Raw genomic sequence first — 26,156 nt, 5'->3', positions numbered from 1 at the left:
ATTTCTGATTGTATTCTTTTCCTAAAAAAAATACTGTTACAGGGATGCGTAACAGTACTTTTATATATTTTAAATAGGGAAAAACTAAAATTGTAAGAAGTCAATGATATCGCTAGCAATCATCGTGTTCTTCTTGGTGTTCCTTACATAGGTATCAGCGGCTTTTCCGTGGATATAAACTCCCACAATAGCAGCATTGAGAGGGGTATATCCCTGAGATAGAAGCCCCGTGATGACCCCTGTAAGCACATCACCACTACCTGCGGTGGCAAGGGCAGGGTTTCCGGTGGAGTTCACCCAGAAGTGTTCCCCATCGGTAATCATCGTAAAGGCTCCCTTCAGAATAAGGATAACCTTATGTTTCTTAGCAAATTCCTTGGCTTTCTCCTGTCTGTCAAAGTCATTAGCCCATTTGCCAATAAGGCGTTCTAGCTCTTTAGGGTGCGGAGTAAGAATGGTATTCTTAGGCAAGGCACGCAGGAGGTCATCACTGGAGGCTACGAGGTTGAGTGCATCAGCATCGATGACAAAGGGAATATTGGTAAAAGTTCTGAGCAAGGAAGCAAGCGTACCCTGTGCCGAAGGGGAAGTCCCCATTCCGATACCTATCCCGATAGCATTGGGAGAGAAAGGGATATCAGTAGGGGCGAGTTCTTCTTCTTGGGAAGAGGTGAGTACCATAGCCTCAGGGAGTACAGTTTGAGCGATGTTATAGCCACACTTAGGCAAAAGGAGTGTGAGCAAGCCTGCACCACTGCGTAGGGTAGCCTTTCCGCTGAGAACGGCAGCCCCGACCTTTCCATAGCTACCTCCTACCACAAGAGCGTGTCCATAGGTTCCCTTATGGGTGAAGCGATGACGAGTTCGCAATAGGCGTTTGATTTCTTTTTCGGTAGTGTAGTCGTATTCGGTATTGACTTCTTTGAGAAATTCGTAGGAGATAGGCAAATTGATGATTTCCCAATAGGGGATAAAACGCCCAATCTGAGGGAGTAGGAAGGGGAGCTTAGGAGCGAAGAAAGTAAGCACCACGTGAGGAGTTACGAAGACATCCTTCTCGTCGCGATCCTCACCTAAGTAGATGCCCGAAGGTACATCTATACTAATGATAAGTCCTTTTTGTCGATTGATTTCCTCAAATACGCGTTGTACCCAAGGAGACACTCTTCGGGAGAGCCCAATGCCAAAAATAGCATCAATGATAATGGTTTGGTTGCCGTTGTATTTGTTAGCGATGAAGTCCTCAAAACCTTTGGCGGGCTTACTCTTGAGGGGTTGGAAGTGTTTGTCATTGGCTTGTAGGAAATCCTCAGAGGTTTCAGGTTGGGACACGGAGGTGATTTCCACAGCATTGAGTTGTTTGAGGAGTTCTAAGTTCTTGGTGAAGTCCTCTGAATGGATTTCGCTAAAGGGGACAAGGGTTACTTTGACCTTCTTGCCAGCTTGGGAGAGCATACGCGCCAAGGCGAGTCCGTCCCCTCCGTTATTACCTACCCCCGCATAGATATGGTAAGGGTTATCATTAGGTAGGTTTTTCTTGATCCAAGCAAAGATGCCCGAAGATGCTTTTTCCATCTGATCCCAAGAGGTGATACCTTGCTCTTGAATGGTCTGCTGGTCAGCAGCTAGCATTTGTTCGTTAGTAAGTATTTTCATAATAAAAATGATTTAAAATAATATTTGTAACTTTATTCTTCGTTGTGAAAATATTCTATTTTCTTAAAATAATGTAGGATAGCTTCCTTTAGGAGCTGTTCTTGCTGTTTACCCTCTAGGCTCAGGTAATCTTTTGCCCTACGAAAGTGAGGCCACCCCTCCTGATCTATCTCTTGAAAGAAATAGTATCCATAAGGTTCCAGTACTTTACAGGTACCTATATGTATTAAGTTTATCTTATCCTCTCTGGAGAACACCTGATGAGGTTTTCCTAATTCTTGTAAGCCTATTAGGTAGAGAATACTATCAGTACTTGAAGGACTTCTTAAAGGAAAATCCTTTGAAAGTTGTTCTATCAGAGATTTCCATTGTTTTTGGAATATTGAGTCAGTTGTCACTATGTTGTTCTAAGCGAGAGCAAAGATACTAATTTTTGCGCTATTTTTAAGATATGAACAAGTTTTTTTATTTTGTTAAAAACTTTGTATATATGAAAATCAATAAGATAGGTGTAAAATAAAAATAAATTCAGTGTGAAATAATGGTAGATTTATTTATTTTTCATAACTTTGTAGTTCAATTCAGAAAATAATTAAGATGAAACGAATTTTTGTTACAAGTGTAGTTTTAGCCAGTATATTATCAGCTTGTGGAGGGGGGGATAAATCTTCTACAGGGGGAACTGATTATGCAATTATCTCAGGGAAAGTAGCCTCTGTAGGAGCTACAAAAGAATTGTATCTGGTACAAAATGATGAAGTTATCCGGCAGATTCCTGTAGCTGGAGATGGTACCTTTAAGGATACTATCAGAAATATAGAGAATAATCATCTCTATTATCTGCTTTCTTCTTTTACTTCAAGAGTACCTTTGTACTTGAATACAGGAGCTAATATAGAAATTGCTTTTGATCAAGATGTTAATAAGTCAAAAATAACAGGAGAGCAAGCAAAGGAATCTCAATATCTGTTAGAGAGAAATATCTTTATCAGTAATATTGATGGAGCAGACTCTAATCTTTTTGGACAGAAACCTCAAGAATTTAAGGTGAATCTAAAAACCTATTTTGATGAACTTCAAAATAAGCTTAAATCGTATAATCTTGGGGAAGAATTTGTTAAAAATCAAGAAAGATGGGCTAAATATAAGTTTGTAGAATATCTATTGGTTTATCCTACCTATCATACTTTCTTTATGGGAAGAGACGCTATCTTGCCTAATGATTTCTTTGCAGAAAGAGAAGGAATTGATTATGATAATGCTCAGGAATATGACCAAGTAGAGTCCTATAGGGATTTGGTACGTAGTAAATACATTGAAATATTAACAGAAAAAGTAGGTAATGGGCAACAGCTTGAAGCTTTTATTGATGCTGTTAAAGGACTAAAATCAGCAAATATTCGTGCAGATTTAGCAAAGGAATTATTACCTTATATCTCACCTAATAATAATAAGAGTAAGCTTTTATTGGACTTTATTAACGAAAATGTAACTAATGAGCAGGTGAAAGAGCAAGCAAAGAAAGCTTATGATTATGCAGTTAAGCTTTCTTCAGGAAGTGAGTCACCTAAGTTCCTTAATTATGAAAATTTCAAAGGCGGAACCTCTTCTTTAGATGATTTTAAAGGGAAAGTAGTTTATATAGATGTTTGGGCTACTTGGTGTCCTCCTTGTCGTCAAGAAATTCCTTTTTTACAAGCTTTAGAGAATAAGCTCCACGGGGAAAATATAGAATTTGTAAGCATCTCTATAGATGATAATAATCAAAAATGGAAAGATTTTGTTGCTAAAGAAGGCTTAAAAGGCGTGCAATTGATCGCAGATAAGGCTTTTGAGTCCCAATTTATAACAGATTATGGAATTACACAAATACCTACATTCATCATTATAGGGAAAGATGGTAAAATTATTAATGCAGATGCACCACGACCTTCTGATCCTTCTATTGAGAGTGTGTTACGAGAACTTTTATAGTTGTTTTTTTGATGTCAGAGGAGGTTATTCATATGAATAACCTCCTTTTCTTATTTTTTTATAGAAGCGATAGCCTCTTGAGGGTTCTCTGCATTGAATACAAAGCTACCAGCCACTAACACATCTGCTCCAGCCTCTATAAGTTTGGGTGCATTTTTTACATTTACTCCCCCATCTACCTCAATGAGAGTTGATGAATTTCTTTTGAGGATAAGCTCTTTCGCTTGTCTTACTTTTTTATAGGTATTTTCAATAAAAGATTGCCCTCCAAAACCGGGATTCACGCTCATCAGCACCAGTACCTCCACCTCTTCGATAATATCTTCCAATACATTGATAGGAGTGTGAGGGTTTAGGGCTACTCCTGCTTTCATTCCTTTCTGTTTGATAGCTTGTAAGGTACGGTGTAGGTGGGTACAAGCCTCATAATGAACCGACAAAATGGCACTTCCTAGTGTTGCAAAAGTGTCAATATATCTATCAGGATCTATAATCATTAAGTGGACATCCAGTGGCTTCTGGGCGTACTTTCCGATGGCTTGGATTACCGGCATTCCATAGGAAATATTGGGAACAAATACCCCATCCATTACATCAAGGTGAAACCAATCTGCCTCACTATGATTAACCATTTCAATGTCTCTTTGCAAATTTGCAAAATCAGCGGCTAAAAGAGAAGGTGCTATAAGCATATTGTATAATAATTAAATTTGATACAAAGGTATAATATTTTTTAGAAATAGAATAAAGAATGACAAATTTTCTTACACCTAAAAAAGGCATACTTTTTGATAGGAAAAATAAGTTTTCTAAATAGATTAATAATGCAAAAAGAACAATATCCTATTGAAGGAATGATGTGTGCTTCCTGTGCTGTGGCTGTGGAGAAAGTGTTACAACAGGCAAAAGGAGTGAAGGAAGCAAGTGTAAATTACGCCAATGGAAAAGCTACAATTACATTTGATGCTTCAATAACCTCTGCAGAAGTCCTTAAGCATCAAGTAGAAGAGGCAGGTTATGGGCTGGTAATTACTCCTGTGAACCAAGAGATACTTCAGCAAAGGGAGGAGGAACATTATAAGGCTTTGCAACGTACTTTTTGGGGAAGTGTGTGTTGCTCTCTTCCTGTTTTTCTGATTTCTATGTTTCATTTGCATTTTCCTTATAGTGATTGGTTTCAAGCATTATTGGCTACTATAGGTTTGGTTTTCTTTGGTAAAAGATTCTTTAAAGGAGCTTATAATCAGCTTAAGCATCGTTCGGCAAATATGGATACTCTGGTGGCTTTGAGTATCTCGGTAGCTTACCTTTATAGCCTTTCAAGTCTTGTTTTTAGGAGCTTTTGGGAACGATATGGTATAGCTCCTCATCTGTATTTTGAATCGGCTGTAATGATAGTTTCTTTTATTTTATTAGGAAGAATGCTGGAAGAATCGGCTAAGGGACGTACTTCTCAAGCAATTCGTAAATTAATGGGGCTTAAGCCAACTATAGTATATGTTCATAAGAATGAAAATTGGGAAGAGGTTCCCATAGAAAAAGTCCAGAAAGGAGAAATTCTTTTAGTGAAATCAGGGCAAAAAATACCTGTAGATGGTATTGTAACTGAGGGAGAGACTTATGTAGATGAAAGTATGATTACAGGAGAGTCTCTTCCTGTGAGAAAAGTAATAGGAAATGCTCTTTTTGCAGGGACTACCAATGGACAAGGAGCTATCCAGATGCGAGCTGAGAAAGTGGGAGAACATACTTTACTTTCTTCTATTATTAAAGCGGTAGAGGATGCACAAGGAACTAAGCCTCCTGTACAGAAATTAGTTGATAAAATAGCTGGTATTTTTGTTCCTATTGTTATAATAATTGCTATAATTTCTTTCTTCTTATGGATGTTATTAGACAAAGAGAATGGATTTTCACACGGATTGCAGGCTTTTGTGAGTGTTTTGGTGATAGCTTGTCCTTGTGCTTTAGGATTGGCAACACCTACAGCTATTATGGTAGGTATAGGGAAAGGAGCTGAGAATGGTATCCTTATCAAAGATGCACAAAGTATAGAACTAGCAAGCAAAATAAATGCAATAATATTAGACAAAACAGGGACAATCACTCAAGGAAGCCCTACAGTGGTACAAGATTTTTGGGAAAATAAAGATAGGGATCAGCCTATTCTCTATACGATGGAACAACACTCTTCACATCCTTTAGCTCAGGCAATAGTAGCACATTGGAAAGAAACATCTCCTATTATCTTAACTCAAGTGAAGGAGATTTCTGGAGCAGGAGTAGAGGCTCTGGTAGAAGGAAAATATTATCGTGTGGGAAATCTTTCTTGGTTAGAAGAATATGGTGTATTTTTATCAGATGATTTTAGGGAAAAAATAAATCATTATCAGTCACAAGGTAGCTTAGTAGGACTTGCTGATGAACAACGTATTCTGGCTCTTATCTTTATGGCTGATAAGGTGAAAGATACTTCTGCACTGGCGATAAAAAAACTACAAAAACAAGGAATAGAAGTGTATATGCTTACAGGAGATCAGCTTCCTGTAGCTTCTCATATAGCTAAGGAGGTAGGAATTACTCACTTAAAAAGCCAAGTAAAACCTCAGGAAAAGCAAGATTTTGTGAAAGAACTACAAGCTCAAGGAAAAGTAGTTGCAATGGTAGGAGATGGGATTAATGATAGTCAAGCCTTAGCACAAGCCGATGTAAGTATTGCAATGGGTAAAGGAAGCGATATAGCAATGGAAGTGGCTCAACTGACACTTATTTCTTCGGACTTATTGAAGATACCTAAAACGGTCAATTTGTCAGTACAAACCTTACGCACTATCCGCCAGAACCTGTTTTGGGCTTTTATTTATAATCTGATAGGGATTCCTATGGCAGCAGGGGTATTATATTTCCTTACAGGGAAGTTACTTGACCCTATGTATGCAGGGGCAGCGATGGCTTTCAGTAGTGTCAGTGTTGTGACGAATAGTCTGTTATTGAAAGGAAAGAAAATATAAAAATAGTTATATTGTTTTATTTTCGGTTAAAGTTTTCTAATAAATAATAATTTGGAATGATTTTTGTTAATATAATAATTTGCTTATTCTAAAGAATAATACTTAATAAATTAAGGATAAGAAAACAGAGTAAAAACAATAAAAATCAACATAATGACTACTTTTGAATTCAAAACAAACTTCAAATGTCAAGGGTGTGTAGATAAGGTAGCTAAGGAGCTTAATACTAATACAGAAATAGCTTCTTGGAAGGCTGATCTTACTTCACCAGATAAGACGCTTACAGTAGAAACCTCTCTCTCTGCTTTACAAATACAAAAAATAGTAGAAAAAGCAGGCTTTAAAGCAGAGATAAAATAATTAATACCTACTGAAATCCTGAAATATTCATAAAATATTTTTTTTATCAATGAGACAACTTAAGATAACCAAGCAAGTTACCAATAGAGAAACTGCCTCTCTGGATAAGTATTTACAAGAAATAGGAAAAGTAGAACTTATTTCTGCTGAGGAAGAAGTAGAACTAGCACAACGAATTAAAGCAGGTGATAGAATCGCCCTAGAACGCCTTACCAAAGCCAATCTGCGATTTGTAGTTTCTGTAGCAAAGCAATATCAGAATCAAGGGCTTACCTTGCCAGACCTTATTAATGAAGGGAATATGGGACTTATTAAAGCCGCGCAACGCTTTGATGAGACACGTGGTTTTAAGTTTATTTCTTATGCTGTATGGTGGATTCGTCAGTCCATTCTTCAAGCCTTGGCAGAGCAATCTCGTATTGTTCGCTTGCCACTAAATAAGATAGGATCTATTAATAAGATTAATAAAATGTATGCCTATCTGGAGCAAGCTCACGAGCGAGTACCATCAGCGGAGGAAATTGCTAGGGAGTTGGATATGTCAGTAGAGGATGTGAAGGAATCAATGAAGAATTCAGGGAGACATATCTCGATGGATGCTCCTTTAGTGGAAGGGGAAGATGCTAACCTATACGACGTTCTTCGTAGTGGGGAATCTCCTAATCCAGATAAAGAACTGATGTATGAATCTCTTAGAACAGAAATAGAACGAGCCTTGGAAACTCTTACTTCGGATGAAGCGAATGTCATTCGTTTGTACTTTGCCTTAGGCGGAAATGCACCTAAAACATTGGATGAAATAGCCGAAGATTTCGGGCGTACTCGGGAGCGTATTAGGCAAATAAAAGAAAGAGCTATTAAGAAACTAAAGCATACTTCCCGAAGTAAAATACTTAAGAATTATCTAGGCTAAATCCTTGAGAAAAATAGCTTTAAAATATAAAAATGATAAACCCTTAATGAAAGATAATTAGAATGAGACAGCTAAAAATTACCAAGCAGGTTACCAATAGAGAAACTGCCTCACTAGACAAATATTTGCAGGAAATAGGAAAAGTAGATTTGATCTCGGCAGAGGAGGAAGTAGAACTAGCACAGCGAATCAAAGCAGGGGATAAGATAGCTCTAGAACGCCTTACCAAAGCCAATCTGCGATTTGTGGTTTCTGTAGCAAAGCAATATCAGAATCAAGGGCTTACCTTGCCGGACCTTATCAATGAAGGGAATATGGGACTTATTAAAGCCGCACAACGCTTTGATGAGACACGTGGTTTTAAGTTTATTTCTTATGCTGTATGGTGGATTCGTCAGTCCATTCTTCAAGCCTTGGCAGAGCAATCTCGTATTGTTCGCTTGCCACTAAATAAGATAGGCTCTATTAATAAGATTAATAAAATGTATGCCTATCTGGAGCAAGCACACGAGCGAGTACCATCAGCGGAGGAAATTGCTAGGGAATTGGATATGTCTGTAAGTGATGTGAAGGAATCAATGAAGAATTCAGGGAGACATATTTCAATGGATGCTCCTCTGGTAGAGGGTGAAGACTCTAACTTATATGATGTTCTCCGTAGTGGAGAATCTCCCAATCCAGATAAAGAGCTAATGCACGAATCCCTTAAAACAGAAATAGAACGTGCTTTGAAGAACCTTACCCCACGCGAAGCAGATGTTATTCGTCTTTATTTTGGCTTAGGAGAGAATTATCCTATGACTCTTGAGGAGATAGGGGAGACTTTTGAACTCACTCGGGAACGCGTTCGACAGATTAAGGAAAAAGCTATCCGTAGGCTTAAGCATACCTCCCGAAGCAAAATCTTGAAAACATATTTGGGATAAAATCATTTTATTGTAATAGATTGATTTACATCAAAATAAATAAAAAACTCAGGAAGGTTGTATGTTAAAGTAGAATAAATGTATAAGGATAAGAGAGAATTATCACACTGATAATTCTCTCTTTTCTCTTATAAATTACCTAAATTTGTTGGTCTATTAAAAAAAAATGACTAACTTGCGCCATATTATTATTTTTCTAAATGAAGGTGTTAAAATATATAATCGGTGTAGGGGTACTTGTTCTTTGGGTAGGTTGTACCACTAAAGCAGATACTTATTATAACCGTCAGTTTCGTATGATTCCTACTATGTATAATGTCCTATACAATGGGAATCTGGCTCTTGAGGAAGGTAAGAAAGAAATTTCAGAGAAATATCTTGAGAATTATTTTGAAATACTTCCTGTGGAAGCAGAAACTTTACCAGAGGAATATCTCTCAAAAGGAGAAGGAAATCCTCATTTTGACCGCGCCGAAGAGAAAGCTATTAAAGCTATTCAACGACACTCTATGGTCTTTGATGGGAAGCAAAAAAACCGAAAGATAGATGATGCTTATATGCTTCTTGGGAAGGCTCGTTACTATAATGGTAGGTATATTCCTGCATTAGAAGCTTTTAACCACCTTCTTACTAACTATGGGGAGACAAACCAACGCTACAATGCAACTGTATGGAGGGAAAAAGCCCTTATTCAGTTAGGAAGGGAAGAAATGGCTATAACAGATTTGGAAAAAATTCTCTTGGAAGAGAATCCTAAAAGAAAGGAACGAGCTGGCTTACACGCTGTTTTAGCTCAAGCGTTTATTAATTTGAAGGAATATCCTAAGGCTATAGACGCTCTTAAGAATGCAAGTAGCGAAACCAGAAAAAAATCCCTTAGAGGTCGTTATTACTTCATTATAGGACAGCTCTTTGAACGACAAAATCAGAGAGATTCAGCACAAGTGTATTATCAAAAAACAATTAAGCAAAATTGGAATATTCCTCGTCGCTTATGGGTAGAGGCTCAAATAGGAAAAGCTCGTACCCAAACTCTTTCTCCAGAAGAAAAAGTAACTTACCTTGAAAAACTCTATAAAATGGAGAAGCTCTATGAGCATAAGAATTTTTTGGATCTTATTTATTTCCAGCACGCATTATACCTTGAAAATGAGAAAAAAAATAAAGGAGCTATTGATTATTACCATCGTTCCTTGGATAAAAATAAGGGAAATGAAGAACTAAAAAAACGTTCACATCAGCACTTAGCAGAACTTTATTTTAAGGAAAAAAACTATCCTTTGTCCTATACTCATTATGATAGTACATTGGTATATACTCCTAAGAAAACTCTGGAATATATATATATAAGAAGAAAGAAAGATAATTTGGCTCAAATCACTGCCTATGAAGGAACGATACAAAAAGCGGATAGTATTCTAGGAATTGTGGCTATGCCAGAGGAACAAAGAATGGCTTTCTTCCAGAAATATGTTGATTCTATTAATAAATTATCAGAGAAAAAAACTGTAAAAATAACAGATTTTGGAAAAAAATCTCAAAAACAAGTAGAAAAACCTCAAGAAGGATTCTATTTCTATGCTCCACAAACGGTTGCCTATGGAAAGCAATTCTTTACCAGACAATATGGAGACAGACCGCTTACAGATAATTGGCGTTGGTCAAGTGTAGTAACAGCTCAATTTTCTTCTAATACAGAAGTAGATACTACTCACATACAGAAACTTTCTCCAGAAGAGTTTATTAGTAAGTTACCTTCAAAAGAACAACAAGAACAATTATCAAAAGAAAGAGAAAGAGCTCTTTATCAGGTAGGAGAATTGTATTGGGAAAAATTCAAAGAAGGAAAATTGGCTCAGGAACGTCTGAATCGTTTATTATCTCTTACCAAGGATGATGAACTTATCCAAAAAGCATTATATCAGCTATATACGATAGGTGATGGAATGAATAATTCTCAGTCCTATAAGGAACGTTTGTTGGCTTCTTATCCTCAATCGGATTATGCGAAAATTCTTCAAGGAGAAGTAACTACCAATGAAAAAGAGTTACAGGAACAATATGACTCTTTACAGGAACTCCTTGCACAACAGAATTATAAGCAAGTATTGGATTATATACAGCAGCATAAAGCATTATATAAGAGGTCTCCTCAGGCTCCTGATTGGGAAATTCTTAAAGCAAAAGCTATAGCACGATTAGATGGAAAATTACCATATATTCAAGAATTGGAGCATATTGTTAAAGAATATCCCAATACTAAGCAAGCAGAATTAATACAGAAAGATTTGAAAATACTTAAGGAAGAAAAACCTTCCTTTGAACCCGACCAGAAAGCTTCTTCTTGGAAGATAGTTATAGAATCTTATTCCACAGAAGATGTAGATAACCTAAAGAAATATCTTGAGGAGAATGGATTAGCATATATAACACTCAGTGAAGATGTATATGATGGGCAGGAAAAATGGCTTGTACTTCACGGTTTTGTTACTAATCAAATGGCTAATACTTTTATAGAACGTCTCAAAGAAAATCAACAAGAGAAAAAAGAAAAAGATAAACAAAAAAACAATAAAAATTCTTTTATAATTCAAAAATATTTCGTAATTTCGTCAGAAAATTATACTATTATTCAAGTATATAAAAATAAAGAAGAATATAAAAATAACTAACAATGTTTAATAAAGAAAATAAAAAGCCTATGGCAGCAGACAATTCATTAGGAGGAAGTAACCGCATTATAGCAGGAACAATTATAAAAGGAGAAGTGAATTCAGCTTCTGACTTTCGTATTGATGGAGAAATAGAAGGGAATATCACCACTACAGGTCGCCTTGTAGTAGGTAAGGATGGTATCATACGAGGGGAAGTTATTTGCGCCAATGCAGATGTAGAAGGTACTATAATTGCCAAAAGTCTTATAGTAAAAGGTACTTTGAGCCTTAAATCAACAGCTAATATACAAGGAACAGTACAAGCTGAGAAGCTAGCAATAGAGCCAGGAGCTATATTCAATGTTACTTGTTCTATGGGAGGGGCAAGTACTAAGACTACTATAAATAATGAACCAATCAAAAAAGAATCTAAATAATTGGATTAAGTTCTCTCAGTTAGGTCTTCAAATGTCCGTTACAATAGGGCTTTGTGCTTATTGTGGAAATTGGCTAGATAAAGAATATCCTATCATCTCTCCTTGGGGGGTGTTAGGGCTTCTTCTCTTTGGAGTATTTGCATCATTATATTCAGTTATTAAGCAAGTAAATCAAATGAGAGACTAATAATTTAATGAATTTTAGAATAATCTATGAGAAAATTACTTCTATTGAGTTTTTTCTTCTCTCTGGTGGCATACTCTCAAGAAGTAAGTAGCCCTCAACTCCTAAAAGAAGAGCAAGTACAACAGCTTTTTCCTACCAAAGTAAAGAAAAAATTAGGTGTTGAATATCCTATTTTTAGGGTATATACCTATTCTGATAAAGAAGGAAAGCATTTTTGGGTATTTACAGAGAATAAACTCTATGAAAACTCAAAGAGGGGAACCTTAAATTATAAAAAAAATAGTGAGGGAGAAATTATAAATGATAAAATTAAAGCTTTTCATCTTCTAGAGAAAGGAAATACGTTTCAAGTAGTCAAAATACTTTATGATTACCGTCCTCAGTGGGAGGGATGGGAGTTTTCTATTTGGTTCTGGACAAAGTTTGCTTCATTTTTGGATTTAGATAATGATGGGTATGTAGATCCCATTATCGTCTATGGAGCCGCTCCTACTGATGGAGATCCTGATCGAGGTAAAGTTAAAATTTTAGCTTATTATAAAGGAGAAAAAATAGGTATTCGCCACCAAGATGACCCTGATGATGATTTTAGAGAAACACAAATAGATCCTGCTTATTATACATTACCTCAGCCTATTCGTCAAAAGATATTTGATACAGTTAATAGGTTACAGGAGAATCAACTTACTCTGTTTGATTCAGCAGATTTTAAAAAATTAAAAAGATAAGATTTTATTCTATAAAAATACATATATGAGTTTATTAGAAAAAAGTAAAATTAATGCACAATCTTGGTTGAGTGCGACCTTTGACGTGCAAACACAGGAAAAAGTTCGTCAGCTTCTTGATGGAAACCCTGAAGAACTAATAGAATGTTTCCATAAAAACTTAGAATTTGGTACAGGAGGAATGCGTGGAATTATGGGGATAGGTACCAATCGTATGAACCGTTATACTTTAGGAAAAAACACTCAGGGATTGAGTAATTATCTTAAGAAAGTATATCCTAATGAGCAAGTAAGAGTGGTCATTGCCTATGACTGTCGCCATAATTCTCAGGATTTTGCCAAAATAGTAGCAGATGTGCTTTCTGCCAATGGAATAAAGGTATTCCTTTTTTCTGAACTTCGTCCTACTCCAGAGCTTTCTTTTGCTATACGTTATCTGAATTGTCATAGTGGGATTGTTCTTACGGCTTCACATAATCCTCCAGAATATAATGGATATAAGGTATATTGGACTGATGGGGGACAGCTAGTACCTCCTCAAGATAAGGAAATAATGGAAGCTATTGATAAGGTTCAATTTGCAGATATTCAATTCGTAGCGAATGAATCTCTTATTGAAAAGGTTGATACACAGATAGATGAAGCTTTTATTAATGCTTCTTTGCAGAAAGCAAATTTCTCTATTCAAGGGAAATCTGATTTGAAGATTGTTTATACTCCTTTGCATGGTACTTCAGTAACAATTATTCCTGAATTATTAAAACGTGCAGGCTATACTTCCTTACATATAGTTCAGGAACAAGCTACTCCTGACGGTAGTTTTCCTACAGTGAAATCTCCTAATCCTGAAGAGCCTGAGGCTCTTACAATGGCTCTTAAGAAAGCAGAAGAGTTACAGGCTGATATCGTCTTTGGAACTGATCCTGATAGCGATCGTATAGGAATAGCAGTACGTGATCTTAATGGAAAAATGGTACTTCTTAATGGAAATCAGACAATGCTCCTGATGACTAAGTATCTCCTAGATAAATGGAAGGAAAAAGGAGAGAGAAAGGGAAATGAATTTATTGCTTCCACTATTGTTTCTACACCTCTGATGCGTAAGTTGGCAGAGGCTTATGGGGTGGAATACAAGGAAGGTCTTACGGGATTCAAGTGGATAGCCAAGATGATAAAAGATTTTCCTGAACAGCAATTTATAGGTGGAGGAGAAGAAAGTTTTGGTTATATGGTAGGTGATTTTGTGAGGGATAAGGATGCGGCTACCTCTGCTTTGCTTGCTATGGGAATTGCAGCAGAGGCAAAGGCTAAAGGAAGCTCTTTTTTCAAAGAAATGCTCAAAATGTATGAAGAATTTGGTCTTTATCAGGAATTTTTGATATCTGTAGTGAAAAAAGGAGTAAGTGGAGCGGAAGAAATCAGCCAAATGATGAAAAATTTCCGTGAAAATCCTCTAAAAACAATAGCAGGAGAGCAGGTAGTTTGTCTTGAGGATTATCAACTATCTCTTAAGAAAGATTTTATCACAGGAAAGGAAACACAGATTGATATTCCTAAGTCCAATGTGCTCATTTATTACACAGATAAAGGAACTAAAGTAGCAGCTCGCCCTAGTGGAACGGAACCTAAGATAAAGTTCTATTTTAGTGTAAATGCTCCATTAGCCTCAACAGAAGCTTATGAACAAACTCAAAAAGAATTACTTACTAAAATTCAGCAGATAACAAAAGAATGGAATCTGTAAATTCTTAAGTAAAGAATGATTTTCTTATATATTATTATTGAATGAACGTAGCCAATATCAAACGACTCTATCCTTACATACTTCCTTATAAGCGATATGTTTTCTTGAATATTTTTTTTAATATTCTATATGCACTTTTTAGTTCCTTATCTTTCGTGGCGCTGATCCCGATGTTAGAGGTGTTATTTGACACCAATTCTAGGATATATCAGAAACCTCAGTATAATGGAATTGCAGAGGCGAATATTTATTTTAAGGAATATTTGAACTATCAAGTAACTCAACATACAGGGAATGACCCTTTACAGGCTCTTTCTTATATTATAGTTTTAGTACTATTCCTTTTCTTTTTAAAGAATATTTTTAATTATTTTGCGATTATTTTCATTAGCTTATTACGTAATGGGATATTGAGGGATTTGAGAAATATGATGTATAAGAAAATCATTTCTTTACCAATTTCTTATTTTTCGGAGAAGCGTAAGGGAGATATTATAGCACGAATTACCACAGACATAGCTGAATTTCAGAATTCATATTTGAGTATATTGGAACTTATTGTAAGAGAGCCTCTTACAATAATATTCACTATCATAGTAATGTGTGGAATTAGCTTGAAACTGACTTTGTTTGTTTTCATTTTTATTCCGATAGCAGGATTGGCTATTTCTCGGGTAGGGAAAACTCTCAGAAAACATTCAGGACGATTACAATCAGAACAAGGTTACTTTCTTTCTTTAATAGAGGAAAGCATATCAGGGCTTCGTATCGTTAAGTCGTTCAATGCTCAACCTACTTTTATACATCGCTTTATGGAATCCACACAACGTTTTTTTTCATATGCTAATAACTTGGCTTATAGGCAGAATCTAGCTTCTCCTATTAGTGAATTTCTTGGGATTCTTTCTATAGGGGTACTTCTGTGGTTTGGTGGAACTATGGTTTTGGTAGATGGTACATTGGGAGGTTCTGAATTTATCGCCTATATGGGACTAGCTTATAATATTCTCACTCCAGCCAAGACAATTAGTAAAGCTTCTTATCAGCTACGACAGGGAGATGCAGCTGCTCTTCGTGTACTGGAGGTAATTCACGCACAGAATCCTATTTTTGATAAAGAAAACGCTCTTGAAAAGAAAGATTTCCAAGCGGCTATTTCCTTGAAAAATGTATGGTTTAGATATCAGAACGATTATGTACTCAAAGACTTCTCACTGGAGATTCCTAAAGGTAAAACAGTAGCCTTGGTAGGACAATCAGGAAGTGGAAAGAGTACTATTGCTAATCTTATTATGCGTTTTTATGATGTAGAAAAAGGTAGTATTAACTTCGATGGAGTAGATATTCGAGATATTAAAATACATTCTTTACGAGATCTCATTGGGGTAGTTTCTCAAGATTCTATTCTTTTTAATGATTCTATTGCTAACAATGTTCGCTTGGGAGATCCATCGGCTACAAATGAGCAGATAGAAGAAGCGACAAAAATAGCCAATGCATACGAATTTATAAAAGATTTGCCTGAGAAATTTGACACCAATATAGGAGATATGGGCGGAAAGCTTTCAGGAGGGCAGAAACAACGCTTAAGTATTGCTCGTGCTGTGTTGAAAAATCCTCCTATTATGATTTTGGACGAAGCTACCTCTGCTTTGGATACAGAGAGTGAAAAATTGGTACAAAATGCATTAGAAAATATGATGAAAAATCGTACTTCTATTGTGATAGCTCATAGGCTTTCTACCATTCAGAATGCTGATATTATTGTAGTAATGGAGAAAGGAAAAATCATAGAACAAGGAAATCATATGACTCTAATGGCTCAGAATGGAACTTATCGTAAGCTGGTAGAGATGCAATCTTTTGAATAATTATTGTTTATGTCCACATTTGTGGCAATAGAGAGCATCATAGGGAAGAGGATAAGTATTACAGTACTTACAGTAACCGTGTGTATGGCTATGTGGGTAAGCAATATCAGGAGCGCTTTTGTGAGATATAGATAACTTGTTGTCTTCCTTTTTTCTATAAGTACGTGAATATTCTGAAGTTACTATACCTGTAGGAACTGCTATAATACCATAACCTAATATCATAATTACAGAAGCCATAATCTGTCCGAAAGTAGTGGTAGGTACCACATCACCATAACCTACAGTGGTGAGGGTCACAATACACCAATAAATACTACGGGGAATACTCGTAAAAGCTTTATCGTGAGGCTCTATCATATACATAAGTGCTCCTAGAATTACGGAGAGAACAAGTACAAAATAGATAAAAACAAAAATCTTCGTTTGGCTATTCTTTAGAGCTTTTTTTAGCTGATTGGCTTGTTGGGTGAATTGTACCAAATCCAAGATTCTAAAGATACGTAATAGTCTGAGAATGCGTATGATGGAAAGAAATTTTGATTTTTCTATAAAAAAAGATAGGTATACAGGTAAAATAGAGATAAGGTCAATAATTCCATAAAAACTAAATACATATCGTTTCCAATTAGGTGAACAGACGATACGTAAGGCATATTCTAGGGTGAAGAAAACTGTAATTATCCATTCTAGGACTACCAATAGAGTATGTATCCGAACATTTACCATTTGGATACTTTCAAAAATAGCCAAGAAAGCACTTAGTAGGATAAATCCTAAGAGAATTAAGTCAAAGAGCTTTCCTGCAACAGTATCTCTTCCGTAGATAATAGCATAACCCCTTACTTTTAGGAGCCTGTATTTAGATGCTAAGAGTTTTTTCATCTCAAACCAATAAAAAATCCAATGAAAAAGACCTTTTCATTGGATTCAGTCTTTTACTTAACAAAATTCATTATAGGCTGCCTCTAAGTTTTCAGCAATTGCTTCCGCAAAACGGCCTTCTATATGGTGTCTCTCCAACATATGTACCAGCTCTCCGTCCTTGAAGAGGGCGATACTTGGAGAAGAAGGTGGGAATGGGAGCATATAGTCTCGCATTTGGGCAGTGGCATCGGTATCGAAGCCCGCAAAAACCGTTACTAAATGATCTGGTTTTTTAGCATTTTCAAGACTAAGGAGTACCGCGGGGCGGGCATTTCTCGCCGCACAACCACATACAGAATTGACCACTACAAGGGTAGTGCCAGCTTTTTTAATAGCCTCATCTACAGCTTCTACACTACGAAGAGATTCAAAGCCTGCATTTTCAAGCTCCGCTATCATAGGAGCTACTATTTCTGGTGGATACATAATTTTTAGTATTACTTGTTCACGGGACAAAGATACAAAATAAAGATTAATGATTGAGAGTTTATTGATTAATTTTTTAGCAGAAATAATACTTTAAAAAGATATGTAGAATTAGGAAAAAAATTGTACTTTTGCAAGGAAAATTTTAAAAAGGGATTTTATGAGAAAGCTATTATTCTTTTTACTGTTTTTTCCCTTATGGGGTGTGGCACAGGAGTTTGGTGTGGCACAGGAGTTTGGTGTGGCACAGGAGTTTGAGTATTGGGGCATGAGAGGAGCTTTTACTCATACCAATCATTCTCATAATCTGGGTTTTATAGGAGCTTCTCTCAATACGGAATATAACTGGGTGAGCCGTTCGCTCTATGCGGGAGTACATTTGGGCACGCAGAATACCTTTACTGAGGATGGTCGTAAGCAGTCTAAAATGGAAATAGTCCCAGAGATAGGGTACGAATGTAGTCTTATTTTCTTAGGATTGGGAGCTTCAATCAATACCCACGCTCTTCACCCTCGTGTAGGGCTTTCCTTTTTCAATATTCATCAGGCCTATGTGGGGTATTCGATTCCTTTTCGAGAAGATGCTGTATTCAAAGGACTTACCTTTACACTTGTGCTTAATCTCTCTAATGCAGAAAGTAGTAAAGATTTGAGACTGTGGTAATAAAAAAATATAACGATAAATAATAAATTAATGAACCAAGAAATAAAACTCAATACTATAGAAGAGGCTATTGAGGATATCAAGCAAGGGAAAATCATCATTGTGGTAGATGATGAAGATCGTGAAAATGAAGGAGACTTTATTGCTGCTGCAGAAAAAGTAACTCCTGAAATGATTAACTTTATGACCCAGCATGGGAGAGGCTTGCTCTGTGCCCCCCTATTAGAAAAACGTTGTAAAGAATTGGGCTTGGATATGATGGTGGAGAATAATACTGTATTGCACCATACCCAATTTACGGTTTCTATAGACCTCAAGGGAGAGGGCTGTACTACAGGGATTTCTGTATTTGACCGAGCTAAAACAATCAAAGCATTGGTGAAACCTGAGACCAAGCCAGAAGATTTTGGTCGTCCAGGACATATATTTCCCCTCAAAGCCAAGGAAGGCGGGGTACTCCGTCGTACAGGACATACCGAAGCAGCTGTAGATTTGGCACGCTTGGCTGGACTGGAACCTGCCGGAATTCTTATAGAGATTCTCAATGAAGATGGATCTATGGCTCGACTACCACAACTAATAAAAGTCGCTGAGAAACATAATCTTAAAATTATTTCTATAGAAGATTTAGTCGCTTATCGTATGCGATATGATAGTCTTATTATCAAAAAAGAGGATTTTTCTATAGACACTGATTATGGACAGTTTCGCCTACGTGCCTATGAGCAAACTACCAATGGACAGATTCACTTGGCTTTCACTAAAGGCACTTGGGAAAAAGAGGAACCTGTACTTACTCGTATCCATGCCAACTTTATCAGTAACGATATTTTGGAGCTTTTGTGCAAGAAAGACAACGAACTTAATCGTATCTTCCAGCAAATAGATGTGGCTGGCAAAGGGGCTTTCATAGTCATCAACCAAGGAGCTTATTCTCAAAATCTTCTTCATCGTATCCAAACCATCAAGGAGGCTCAGGAAGGCAAGCAAGCCCCTTCGCAAGTACCTTCTTCTCAGGTGAAGGATATAGGAATAGGTGCTCAGATCCTTATCGATCTAGGTATCTCTCATATGAAACTCCTTACCAACTCTGAGCCCTCTCGCTATATAGGGATGTCTGGCTATGGCTTGGAAATTACAGACTATGTAAGCTACTAATATGAAAATAGACCGACTTCTCTTTGTGGATAAAAACATTATAAAGGATTTCTTTCCTTTGACTTTTACCCGTCCTTCGGCTGAGCTACGTGCAGGTATTTTAACTTTTGCGGAACGCTGGCAACGGCTCTTGGGGGTAACACAAATGTCTTACCTCTCTGCAGATTATCTGCGAGAGAAGTACCCTTATACAGGTGTGTCAGAAGAGGTTACCCTCTCTATTTATGCAAATTTCTTGCCTACTCCTCGACTTTTAGAGCAATTGCGCTCTCTCGAGGTAGGGGAGTCTATTACGTATCAAGGGAGGACGTTGGCTTTCGTGGGAAAAAGTATTACACTTTCATCCATACCTTCTATAGAGTGGGAAGAGCCATTGGTGCTTTTTGAAAAACCTACCGATCTTTTTACCTACAATGACAAGGCGATAGATTTCGATTTTAAACTACTTACTCAAGGGCGTACCTCTGCACCGCTTTCGCCAACCAATGGCTTCTTGGGCGATAGGGCAGACCTCTTTATAGAAGAAGGTGCCAAGATTGAGTTTGCTACCCTCAATTGTCAAAAAGGGAAAATCTACATAGGAAAGGACGCCGAAGTAATGGAGGGGAGCCATCTGCGTGGGCCTATAGCCCTATGCGAGCACGCTACCGTGAATATGGGTGCTAAGCTCTATGGAGCGACCACCATAGGCCCTTATAGTAAGGTAGGAGGAGAGATTTCTAACTCCGTTATCTGGGGGTATTCTAACAAGGGGCACGATGGTTTCTTAGGCAATTCCGTATTGGGTCAGTGGTGTAATCTTGGGGCGGATACTAATGTCTCCAACCTCAAAAATACTTATAATACCATACAGCTATGGGACTACCAGAAGGGAGATTATACTTCTTCAGGGTTGCAATTCTGTGGGGTACTGATGGGAGACCATTCGAAAACGGCTATCAATACCCAAATCAATAGTGGTACCACTGTAGGGGTGTTTGCCAATCTTTTCTCTGCTGGATTTCCAAGCAAATATATCCCCAACTTTGCTTGGGGAACTTCTGCTGATAAATATCGTTTGGATGAGGCTTTTTCCGTAGCCGAGCGTGTGATGGCTCGTAGGGGGATTGCTTTTGATGAGAAAGAACAGGATATACTCCAGTGGTTGTTTGATAACCAATAGTGAATTTTCCTATTTATAGATTATATTTCCCCTTGTAGGTATGAAGGATATACTTACAAGGGGATTTTATTAGTATCCTATAGCTCCTCGAGTCATTATATATACCCAAAGCGCGATTTTGATAGTGAAAATACTGATATATAATAAAGCATAAGTAAAGGGTGCTTTACTGGTAAAGTGCATAATAAGTGCTATAGGCATTGTCAGTAGCTCCAGAGCCCCTCCATACATAAAGTTCAACCACAAAATAGTATCTCCTAAGTAGTCAGAAATTATCTTTCCTATAGTTGTTCTTCCCAAATCAAAAAGATATAATATAGAAAAGAGCAAGAAAAGGCTAAGCGATAATAGCTCTAAGATGTTTAGAAATGTAAAAAATCGTTTCATAATACTCTTTAAATATAATCAATGAACTTCTTCTATATCAGGGCTAAAGTCATCAAAAATATCTTTGTATACTTCATTCCTTTTTAGTTCTTTTGCTTTATAGAAACACTCTTTGACAAAAGAATCTTTCCTAAAACATAGAATTATAGTTAGCAGGGTCTCAAGTTCTTCAGCGCAAGACACCTCACAAAGTAAGTTTAGATAGCTGTTTTTATTCGCTTCCATATAGGTAACTATGGAGGAGAGAAGTCTTTTTTCCTTGTTTAGGGAAAGAGGAACAAAGTACCTAAAGGGAAGCATCTGAGAATCATATGCAATTGTTATGAAATTCCCATTGCTATAAGTGTCATTTCCATTGAATATTTCAAAAATTACATTGAGAATTTGGGTTCTATTTTTTGTAACTTTTACTAGTTCATTGAGAAAGGGCAGTATATAGAAGCAACTTTCTGACAGTCCTCCTTGTGTAACAATATGGTTGTCAAGCTTCCAATAGGCAACCTCCCTTTTATTAGGGTTATCATCAATGATATCTCTTAAAATATCCACTACATTATAGTCAATAAAACCAAGACAATCTTTTAGGCTCTCCCATTTTATATTTTTGGCAGTTTCCAATATATAAGTTGAGTTCATTCTTATTTTATCTAAGCCTATCCTTTGTATAAGGATAGAAAGTTAATTACTCATATTTTTATCTAGCAAAGATAAAATATTTTTCTTTATTTTTCAAGTGATTCCTTGCAATAAAATTCTGTATGTGATATAATTTTTTTCTAAGATGATGATATTTCAAAAAAAAATAATATCTTTGCATCGAAATAAATAACAAAAATATTAGATTATGTCTAAACTATCTAGAAAAGCAACCGTATTGAATGCTAAAGTAGTAGAATTATTACAAAAACAAGTAGAAATGGAAGCTCACGCAAGTGCCACCTACTTGGCAATGTCTTCTTGGTGTGATGCCCACGGATTCACTAAGAGTGCTGCTTTTTTTCTTGAACATTCTTCAGAAGAAAGAGGTCATATGCTAAAAATATTTCATTTCCTAAATGAAAATGGTGTAAGAGCTTTTTCTCCAGAAGTAAAGAATATACAACAGGAGTACAAAGGCTTAAGAGATGTATATGAAAAAACATTAGAACACGAAATAGCTGTTACTGATGCTATTAATGCCATCGTAAAACTAGCTCGTAAAGAAGATGACTTTGCTAGTGAAAACTTTTTACAATGGTTTGTAGAGGAGCAATTGGAAGAAGAGCGCTTAGTTCGTGATATCCTAGCTATGTTTGAATTTGTAAACGAAAAAGAAAGTATCTTTGCTCTTAAGTTAATAGATGAGCGTATTCCCTTGGAAAACTAACAATAGATTAAAGATTTAAGTGAAAAAAGCTGTCGTAATGACAGCTTTTTTGATTTTATTAGGGGTTAATAATACTACTTGCGGTAAATTCACGGATTAATGTACCTCCTATATATCGTCCTTCAGAATATAAGCCTTTTTCTTGAGTACCATTTAATACATTTCCTTCTTTGTAAAGTGCATAATTTCTTCCTTGAATAAATTTATCACTTGAGAAAAGGAAATAAGTAGCAGAGATAGGCAGAAGGAAGGTAAATACTTCTCGGTTTCCTTCTCTAAGATGTAAGAGAGACTGAGATTGAAGAGGCTCATTCCAAATCATAGCAGGGTGGGAGGGCTCACTCAAAGTGGCTTTACCACTAGGTGTTCCTCCAAGAGCTATAAGAGTACCAGCTTTGATATGAAAAGCTCCACTCAGGGGTACATTGATAGGAGTCTCAGGAGAAGCACCACACTTGAGAAAAGTTCTCCCTCCAGTGAAAGCAACCTCCTCATCACTTCTCAAACCACTTCCTGTAGTGGCTAGAAGGTTGTATGATCCACTATTGATATAAATTCCTTTAAGACCTGTTACAGCTGTCCCGATTGTATTTAGGTCTATTGTAGCATTGGTAAGGGTCAGTATACTTGTTGTGTGGATACCTTTAGCGAAGGCAATAATCTTAATCTCTCCGCCATTGATGGTAATATAAGGGTCAATAGTAGTTTCTTCACTTGAAGCAACAATACCATTACTTTTAGCCTTTAGTAGATATTTTCCTTGATTAATAATAATGCTTCCATTACCAACCGCTAAGGCATTCCCTTGCCCATTTTGGTTATTGATAGAAATAGTTCCTCCATCTCCTATAAAGTGACTTCTGAGTTGAATTCCATTTTCAGAAGCCTCTGTAATTGAAATTTCTCCGTTTAAGATATGTAAATAGCCTAAGGAAGCGATTCCGTGTTTATATTTTCCTTTAATAGATAGCTTTCCCTCTCCATCAATGATCATATGAGAGGTACTATATAGGGTAGCTGTGGGGTCTTCTCCGTGTATGCTTGAGTAAGTCGTACCATCGGAGAGGAAATTATTGGTATCATCATTCAGGTGGATAAATGCCTTTCCATTTCCTCGCAGATGAATAGCAGCTCCATCTTCATTGGATAGAGATAAATTATTAAGTGTAAGCCTATAAGGCTGGCTACTAATGAGCTTGAAGCTCCCAGAAGAGGCACTTCCAGAGAGTATATATTCTATATTATTTGCACTAGAAGTGAGGGTGATATGCGCTCCTCTCTTTACGAAGGAAATACCTATATGTGAAGTTACAGTTACAGAACTCTCAGTAAAATTCACCAACACTTGTTCTGTAAAAGAATGGTTTGAAGGTAAGTCATCAGGATTTTCTCCTCTTTGGGAGCCTCCCATATGAGTTGTACTAGAATCTGTTAAAGGAGTAATCAGAATCCCTTGATTAGGAGTAGGAATAGGAGCTGGAGAGGGAGTGGGAGGTCTTCTTTTAGGAACACGGTCATCTATATCATCAGCACAGGAAGTGAATAATATTCCTATCAGACTACACAAAAATAAAAGTTTCTTCATCGAAATATATTGAATTAAAAAATGGTAAGTTGTTTTAAGCGATAAGCGATACCTAAGGAAAAACAGGTGTGACGGAAAGTATTATTATTACTGAAGTTGGCACTCTCTAGAGCAGGAGCTTCTTTGTTGAATAAATTGGTTAAGGAATTAGTGTAACGAAGTTCTCCAAAGAGTTCATCTGTCAAGCGAACTTTCAGCCCTATAGAGATGGCAAAGTCAAAAGTGCGGTAGATATTCTTATCTAGATAATTACTTCCATTAAAGAGAGGTTCTTCAGCACCAATCTCAGGTTTTACTGCCATAAAACCAAATTGAGGTCCTATCTGTAAGCTATATTTTTCGTGTAGATGTATATTGGCAAGAATAGGAACATTGATATAATCCGTATTCATAGAGGTTACATAGACATCTCCATTGGGAAGCAAATCCGTACGTTCCCATTTAGCTCCTTGCCGAGAGAAAAGTATCTCAGGTTGTAGAGAGAAGACTCTTCCCAAGAAAAGTTGTCCGTAGCCTCCTACATAAGCCCCCATTTTACCTTTGAAGGAAGATACCTCAGAGGTGTTCCCTCGTAAGGAGACATAACTAAGACCTCCCTTTAAGCCTAAGTCAAATTCTTGAGCCTTACAGAAGAAACTACACAAGAGGAAAAAGAGATATTTTTTCATTGAATATTGAAATAAAGGTTTGTAAATAGTGTGCAAATGTAATAAAAATATAAAAGATAGTAAAAAAATCTTTTTAACAAGTTAATTCTTAAAATAAAGCAAAAAATAAATAAAGTGAAAAAATAAGAACTTTTGCTTGCAAAATGAAATTAAGTTTGTATCTTTGCACTTGGTAAAAAGGAGTCTTGGGTGAAATGCTACAAGGCTGATTTTTTATGAGTTAAGTCATTTCGGTAAGGAAAAATTATGGAAAACAATTCATTATTCTTTGCTGAAGTGTCGTTTTTTTTATTGATTTATTAAACTGAAAAATAAATAGATTATGAAAGTAGCTTATTATACAGAAGAAGGTTTGAAGAACCTTAAAGCAGAACTAGACCAATTACGAGATGTAGAGCGCCCTAAAGCCTCTCAAGCAATAGCAGAAGCACGAGATAAAGGAGACCTTTCTGAGAATGCAGAATATGATGCAGCCAAGGAAGCTCAAGGTTTGTTAGAACTTAAAATAGCTAAATTAGAGGAACTTGTAGCCAATGCACGTGTGATAGATGAATCTCAGCTGGATACCTCTAAAGTATTAATTCTTTCAACTGTAAAGCTTAAGAATAAAGCAAATAATGCCATAATGACTTATACTTTAGTGGCAGAAAGTGAAGCAGATCTCAAAGCAGGGAAAATTTCGGTAAGTTCTCCTATAGGAAGAGGTTTACTAGGTAAGTCTGTAGGTGAGATAGCTGAGATAAAGGTGCCTAATGGAACTCTTCAGATGGAAATTATTGAGATAACCCGATAAAACTAAGAATAAATGGCTTCTATCTTTACAAAAATTATCAATGGAGAGATTCCTTGTTATAAAATAGCGGAGGATGAACATTGTTTCGCTTTCTTAGACATCAATCCTAATGCCAAAGGGCACACATTGTGTATTCCTAAGAAAGAAATAGATAAAATATTCGATATTGAGGAAGATTTATACACACATCTTCTACAGTTTGCAAGGAAAATAGCTAAAGCTCTTGAGCAGGCAGTACCTTGTGAGCGTGTAGGAATGGCTGTAGTAGGGCTTGAAGTACATCACGCTCATATTCACTTGATACCTATCAGCCGAATGGCCGAGATGACATTTCAAGAGAAAGTAAGCCTCACTCCAGAGGAATTTGAGCAATTGGCTGAGCATATAAAATCTTTTTTATAAAATTAGATTTAAATTAACGATATAAGCAAAACACATTCTTGCTTAAGATATTTAAGGCAAGAATGTGTTTTTTTGCAAAAAAGTAAAGAATTGGAGTAAAATTGATAAAAAATTCTTATATTTGCATTCTAGAACCTAATAAATACTTGAATAAGTT

General features: G+C 36.5%; 26 protein-coding genes. 17 read left to right on the top strand and 9 right to left on the bottom strand.

Annotation, left to right across the window (positions count from 1 at the left end; all coding sequences use genetic code 11):
- Positions 1–84: 84 nt before the first annotated feature.
- Positions 85–1,656, bottom strand: coding sequence for an NAD(P)H-hydrate dehydratase (locus RYK20_RS01240; RefSeq protein ID WP_314894116.1), 1,572 nt, complete (start codon positions 1,654–1,656; stop codon positions 85–87).
- 32 nt (positions 1,657–1,688) lie between these two features.
- Positions 1,689–2,054, bottom strand: coding sequence for a hypothetical protein (locus tag RYK20_RS01235; RefSeq protein WP_314894115.1), 366 nt, complete (start codon positions 2,052–2,054; stop codon positions 1,689–1,691).
- A 199-nt stretch (positions 2,055–2,253) separates the two neighbouring features.
- Between RYK20_RS01235 and RYK20_RS01230 the strand changes: the two genes are divergently transcribed.
- Positions 2,254–3,630, top strand: coding sequence for a TlpA disulfide reductase family protein (locus RYK20_RS01230; protein WP_314894114.1), 1,377 nt, complete (start codon positions 2,254–2,256; stop codon positions 3,628–3,630).
- 50 nt (positions 3,631–3,680) lie between these two features.
- Here RYK20_RS01230 and rpe read toward each other — a convergent pair whose 3' ends face one another.
- On the bottom strand, positions 3,681–4,322 hold the full coding sequence (rpe, locus tag RYK20_RS01225) for a ribulose-phosphate 3-epimerase (RefSeq protein WP_311455801.1): 642 nt from the start codon (positions 4,320–4,322) through the stop codon (positions 3,681–3,683).
- Positions 4,323–4,454: 132 nt separating this feature from the next.
- Between rpe and RYK20_RS01220 the strand changes: the two genes are divergently transcribed.
- From RYK20_RS01220 to RYK20_RS01175, 10 genes are all read left to right on the top strand, one after another.
- Positions 4,455–6,641, top strand: coding sequence for a heavy metal translocating P-type ATPase (locus RYK20_RS01220; RefSeq protein ID WP_314894113.1), 2,187 nt, complete (start codon positions 4,455–4,457; stop codon positions 6,639–6,641).
- A 153-nt stretch (positions 6,642–6,794) separates the two neighbouring features.
- Complete coding sequence (locus RYK20_RS01215; RefSeq protein ID WP_297978856.1) at positions 6,795–7,001, top strand: heavy-metal-associated domain-containing protein; 207 nt, start codon at positions 6,795–6,797, stop codon at positions 6,999–7,001.
- 49 nt (positions 7,002–7,050) lie between these two features.
- Positions 7,051–7,914: an RNA polymerase sigma factor RpoD/SigA gene (locus tag RYK20_RS01210; RefSeq protein WP_297978854.1), complete on the top strand. Its 864-nt coding sequence runs from the start codon at positions 7,051–7,053 to the stop codon at positions 7,912–7,914.
- Between the two features lie 62 nt (positions 7,915–7,976).
- Positions 7,977–8,840: an RNA polymerase sigma factor RpoD/SigA gene (locus tag RYK20_RS01205; RefSeq protein ID WP_297978852.1), complete on the top strand. Its 864-nt coding sequence runs from the start codon at positions 7,977–7,979 to the stop codon at positions 8,838–8,840.
- A gap of 200 nt (positions 8,841–9,040) precedes the next feature.
- Entirely contained in the window at positions 9,041–11,512 is a 2,472-nt protein-coding gene (locus tag RYK20_RS01200) for a hypothetical protein (RefSeq protein WP_314894112.1), read from the top strand.
- A gap of 2 nt (positions 11,513–11,514) precedes the next feature.
- On the top strand, positions 11,515–11,931 hold the full coding sequence (locus RYK20_RS01195) for a polymer-forming cytoskeletal protein (protein ID WP_314894111.1): 417 nt from the start codon (positions 11,515–11,517) through the stop codon (positions 11,929–11,931).
- Complete coding sequence (locus tag RYK20_RS01190) at positions 11,903–12,118, top strand: AtpZ/AtpI family protein (RefSeq protein WP_297978848.1); 216 nt, start codon at positions 11,903–11,905, stop codon at positions 12,116–12,118. The genes RYK20_RS01195 and RYK20_RS01190 overlap by 29 nt, the downstream gene beginning before the upstream one ends.
- A 26-nt stretch (positions 12,119–12,144) precedes the next feature.
- Positions 12,145–12,846 carry a M949_RS01915 family surface polysaccharide biosynthesis protein gene (locus RYK20_RS01185; RefSeq protein WP_297978846.1) on the top strand — a complete coding sequence of 234 codons (702 nt, stop codon included), beginning with the start codon at positions 12,145–12,147 and terminating at the stop codon, positions 12,844–12,846.
- Between the two features lie 25 nt (positions 12,847–12,871).
- Complete coding sequence (locus RYK20_RS01180; protein ID WP_314894110.1) at positions 12,872–14,590, top strand: phospho-sugar mutase; 1,719 nt, start codon at positions 12,872–12,874, stop codon at positions 14,588–14,590.
- A gap of 41 nt (positions 14,591–14,631) precedes the next feature.
- Positions 14,632–16,461 carry an ABC transporter ATP-binding protein gene (locus tag RYK20_RS01175; RefSeq protein ID WP_297978843.1) on the top strand — a complete coding sequence of 610 codons (1,830 nt, stop codon included), beginning with the start codon at positions 14,632–14,634 and terminating at the stop codon, positions 16,459–16,461.
- Here RYK20_RS01175 and RYK20_RS01170 read toward each other — a convergent pair whose 3' ends face one another.
- Both RYK20_RS01170 and RYK20_RS01165 read right to left on the bottom strand, forming a co-directional pair.
- Positions 16,462–17,346 carry an ion transporter gene (locus RYK20_RS01170; protein ID WP_297978841.1) on the bottom strand — a complete coding sequence of 295 codons (885 nt, stop codon included), beginning with the start codon at positions 17,344–17,346 and terminating at the stop codon, positions 16,462–16,464. It lies immediately after the preceding gene.
- Between the two features lie 57 nt (positions 17,347–17,403).
- Positions 17,404–17,814 carry a BrxA/BrxB family bacilliredoxin gene (locus tag RYK20_RS01165; RefSeq protein ID WP_297978840.1) on the bottom strand — a complete coding sequence of 137 codons (411 nt, stop codon included), beginning with the start codon at positions 17,812–17,814 and terminating at the stop codon, positions 17,404–17,406.
- A 160-nt stretch (positions 17,815–17,974) separates the two neighbouring features.
- Between RYK20_RS01165 and RYK20_RS01160 the strand changes: the two genes are divergently transcribed.
- Genes RYK20_RS01160 through RYK20_RS01150 form a run of 3 tightly spaced genes read left to right on the top strand, consistent with a single transcriptional unit; the run spans position 17,975 to position 20,798 of the window.
- On the top strand, positions 17,975–18,478 hold the full coding sequence (locus RYK20_RS01160) for a hypothetical protein (protein ID WP_314894109.1): 504 nt from the start codon (positions 17,975–17,977) through the stop codon (positions 18,476–18,478).
- A 30-nt stretch (positions 18,479–18,508) separates the two neighbouring features.
- The gene (gene ribB, locus RYK20_RS01155) at positions 18,509–19,636 is read left to right on the top strand and encodes a 3,4-dihydroxy-2-butanone-4-phosphate synthase (protein WP_311455811.1); all 1,128 of its coding nucleotides are present in this window, start codon (positions 18,509–18,511) and stop codon (positions 19,634–19,636) included.
- Between the two features lies 1 nt (position 19,637).
- Positions 19,638–20,798: a GlmU family protein gene (locus RYK20_RS01150; protein ID WP_314894108.1), complete on the top strand. Its 1,161-nt coding sequence runs from the start codon at positions 19,638–19,640 to the stop codon at positions 20,796–20,798.
- Between the two features lie 69 nt (positions 20,799–20,867).
- Here RYK20_RS01150 and RYK20_RS01145 read toward each other — a convergent pair whose 3' ends face one another.
- Both RYK20_RS01145 and RYK20_RS01140 read right to left on the bottom strand, forming a co-directional pair.
- On the bottom strand, positions 20,868–21,185 hold the full coding sequence (locus RYK20_RS01145) for a hypothetical protein (RefSeq protein WP_314894107.1): 318 nt from the start codon (positions 21,183–21,185) through the stop codon (positions 20,868–20,870).
- 18 nt (positions 21,186–21,203) lie between these two features.
- On the bottom strand, positions 21,204–21,821 hold the full coding sequence (locus RYK20_RS01140) for a hypothetical protein (protein ID WP_314894106.1): 618 nt from the start codon (positions 21,819–21,821) through the stop codon (positions 21,204–21,206).
- Between the two features lie 208 nt (positions 21,822–22,029).
- On the opposite strand from RYK20_RS01140, the gene RYK20_RS01135 reads away from it, so the two are divergent.
- Positions 22,030–22,551, top strand: a complete 522-nt coding sequence (locus tag RYK20_RS01135; RefSeq protein ID WP_314894105.1) for a ferritin — start codon at positions 22,030–22,032, stop codon at positions 22,549–22,551.
- 58 nt (positions 22,552–22,609) lie between these two features.
- On the opposite strand, the gene RYK20_RS01130 is transcribed toward RYK20_RS01135, so the two are convergent.
- A complete protein-coding gene (locus tag RYK20_RS01130; protein WP_314894104.1) occupies positions 22,610–24,136 on the bottom strand; it encodes a carbohydrate-binding domain-containing protein in 1,527 nt (508 codons plus the stop codon).
- Positions 24,137–24,150: 14 nt separating this feature from the next.
- Positions 24,151–24,804, bottom strand: coding sequence for a porin family protein (locus RYK20_RS01125; protein WP_314894103.1), 654 nt, complete (start codon positions 24,802–24,804; stop codon positions 24,151–24,153).
- 319 nt (positions 24,805–25,123) lie between these two features.
- Here RYK20_RS01125 and greA point away from each other — a divergent pair, with 319 nt between their 5' ends.
- Both greA and RYK20_RS01115 read left to right on the top strand, forming a co-directional pair.
- A complete protein-coding gene (greA, locus tag RYK20_RS01120; protein ID WP_297978884.1) occupies positions 25,124–25,597 on the top strand; it encodes a transcription elongation factor GreA in 474 nt (157 codons plus the stop codon).
- Positions 25,598–25,609: 12 nt separating this feature from the next.
- Positions 25,610–25,999, top strand: a complete 390-nt coding sequence (locus RYK20_RS01115) for an HIT family protein (RefSeq protein ID WP_297978824.1) — start codon at positions 25,610–25,612, stop codon at positions 25,997–25,999.
- Positions 26,000–26,156: the final 157 nt, after the last annotated feature.

It is taken from the genome of uncultured Capnocytophaga sp. (assembly GCF_963525585.1).
In the GTDB taxonomy this organism is placed as follows: domain Bacteria; phylum Bacteroidota; class Bacteroidia; order Flavobacteriales; family Flavobacteriaceae; genus Capnocytophaga.
This window is presented reverse-complemented; position numbering and strand designations above follow the sequence as displayed.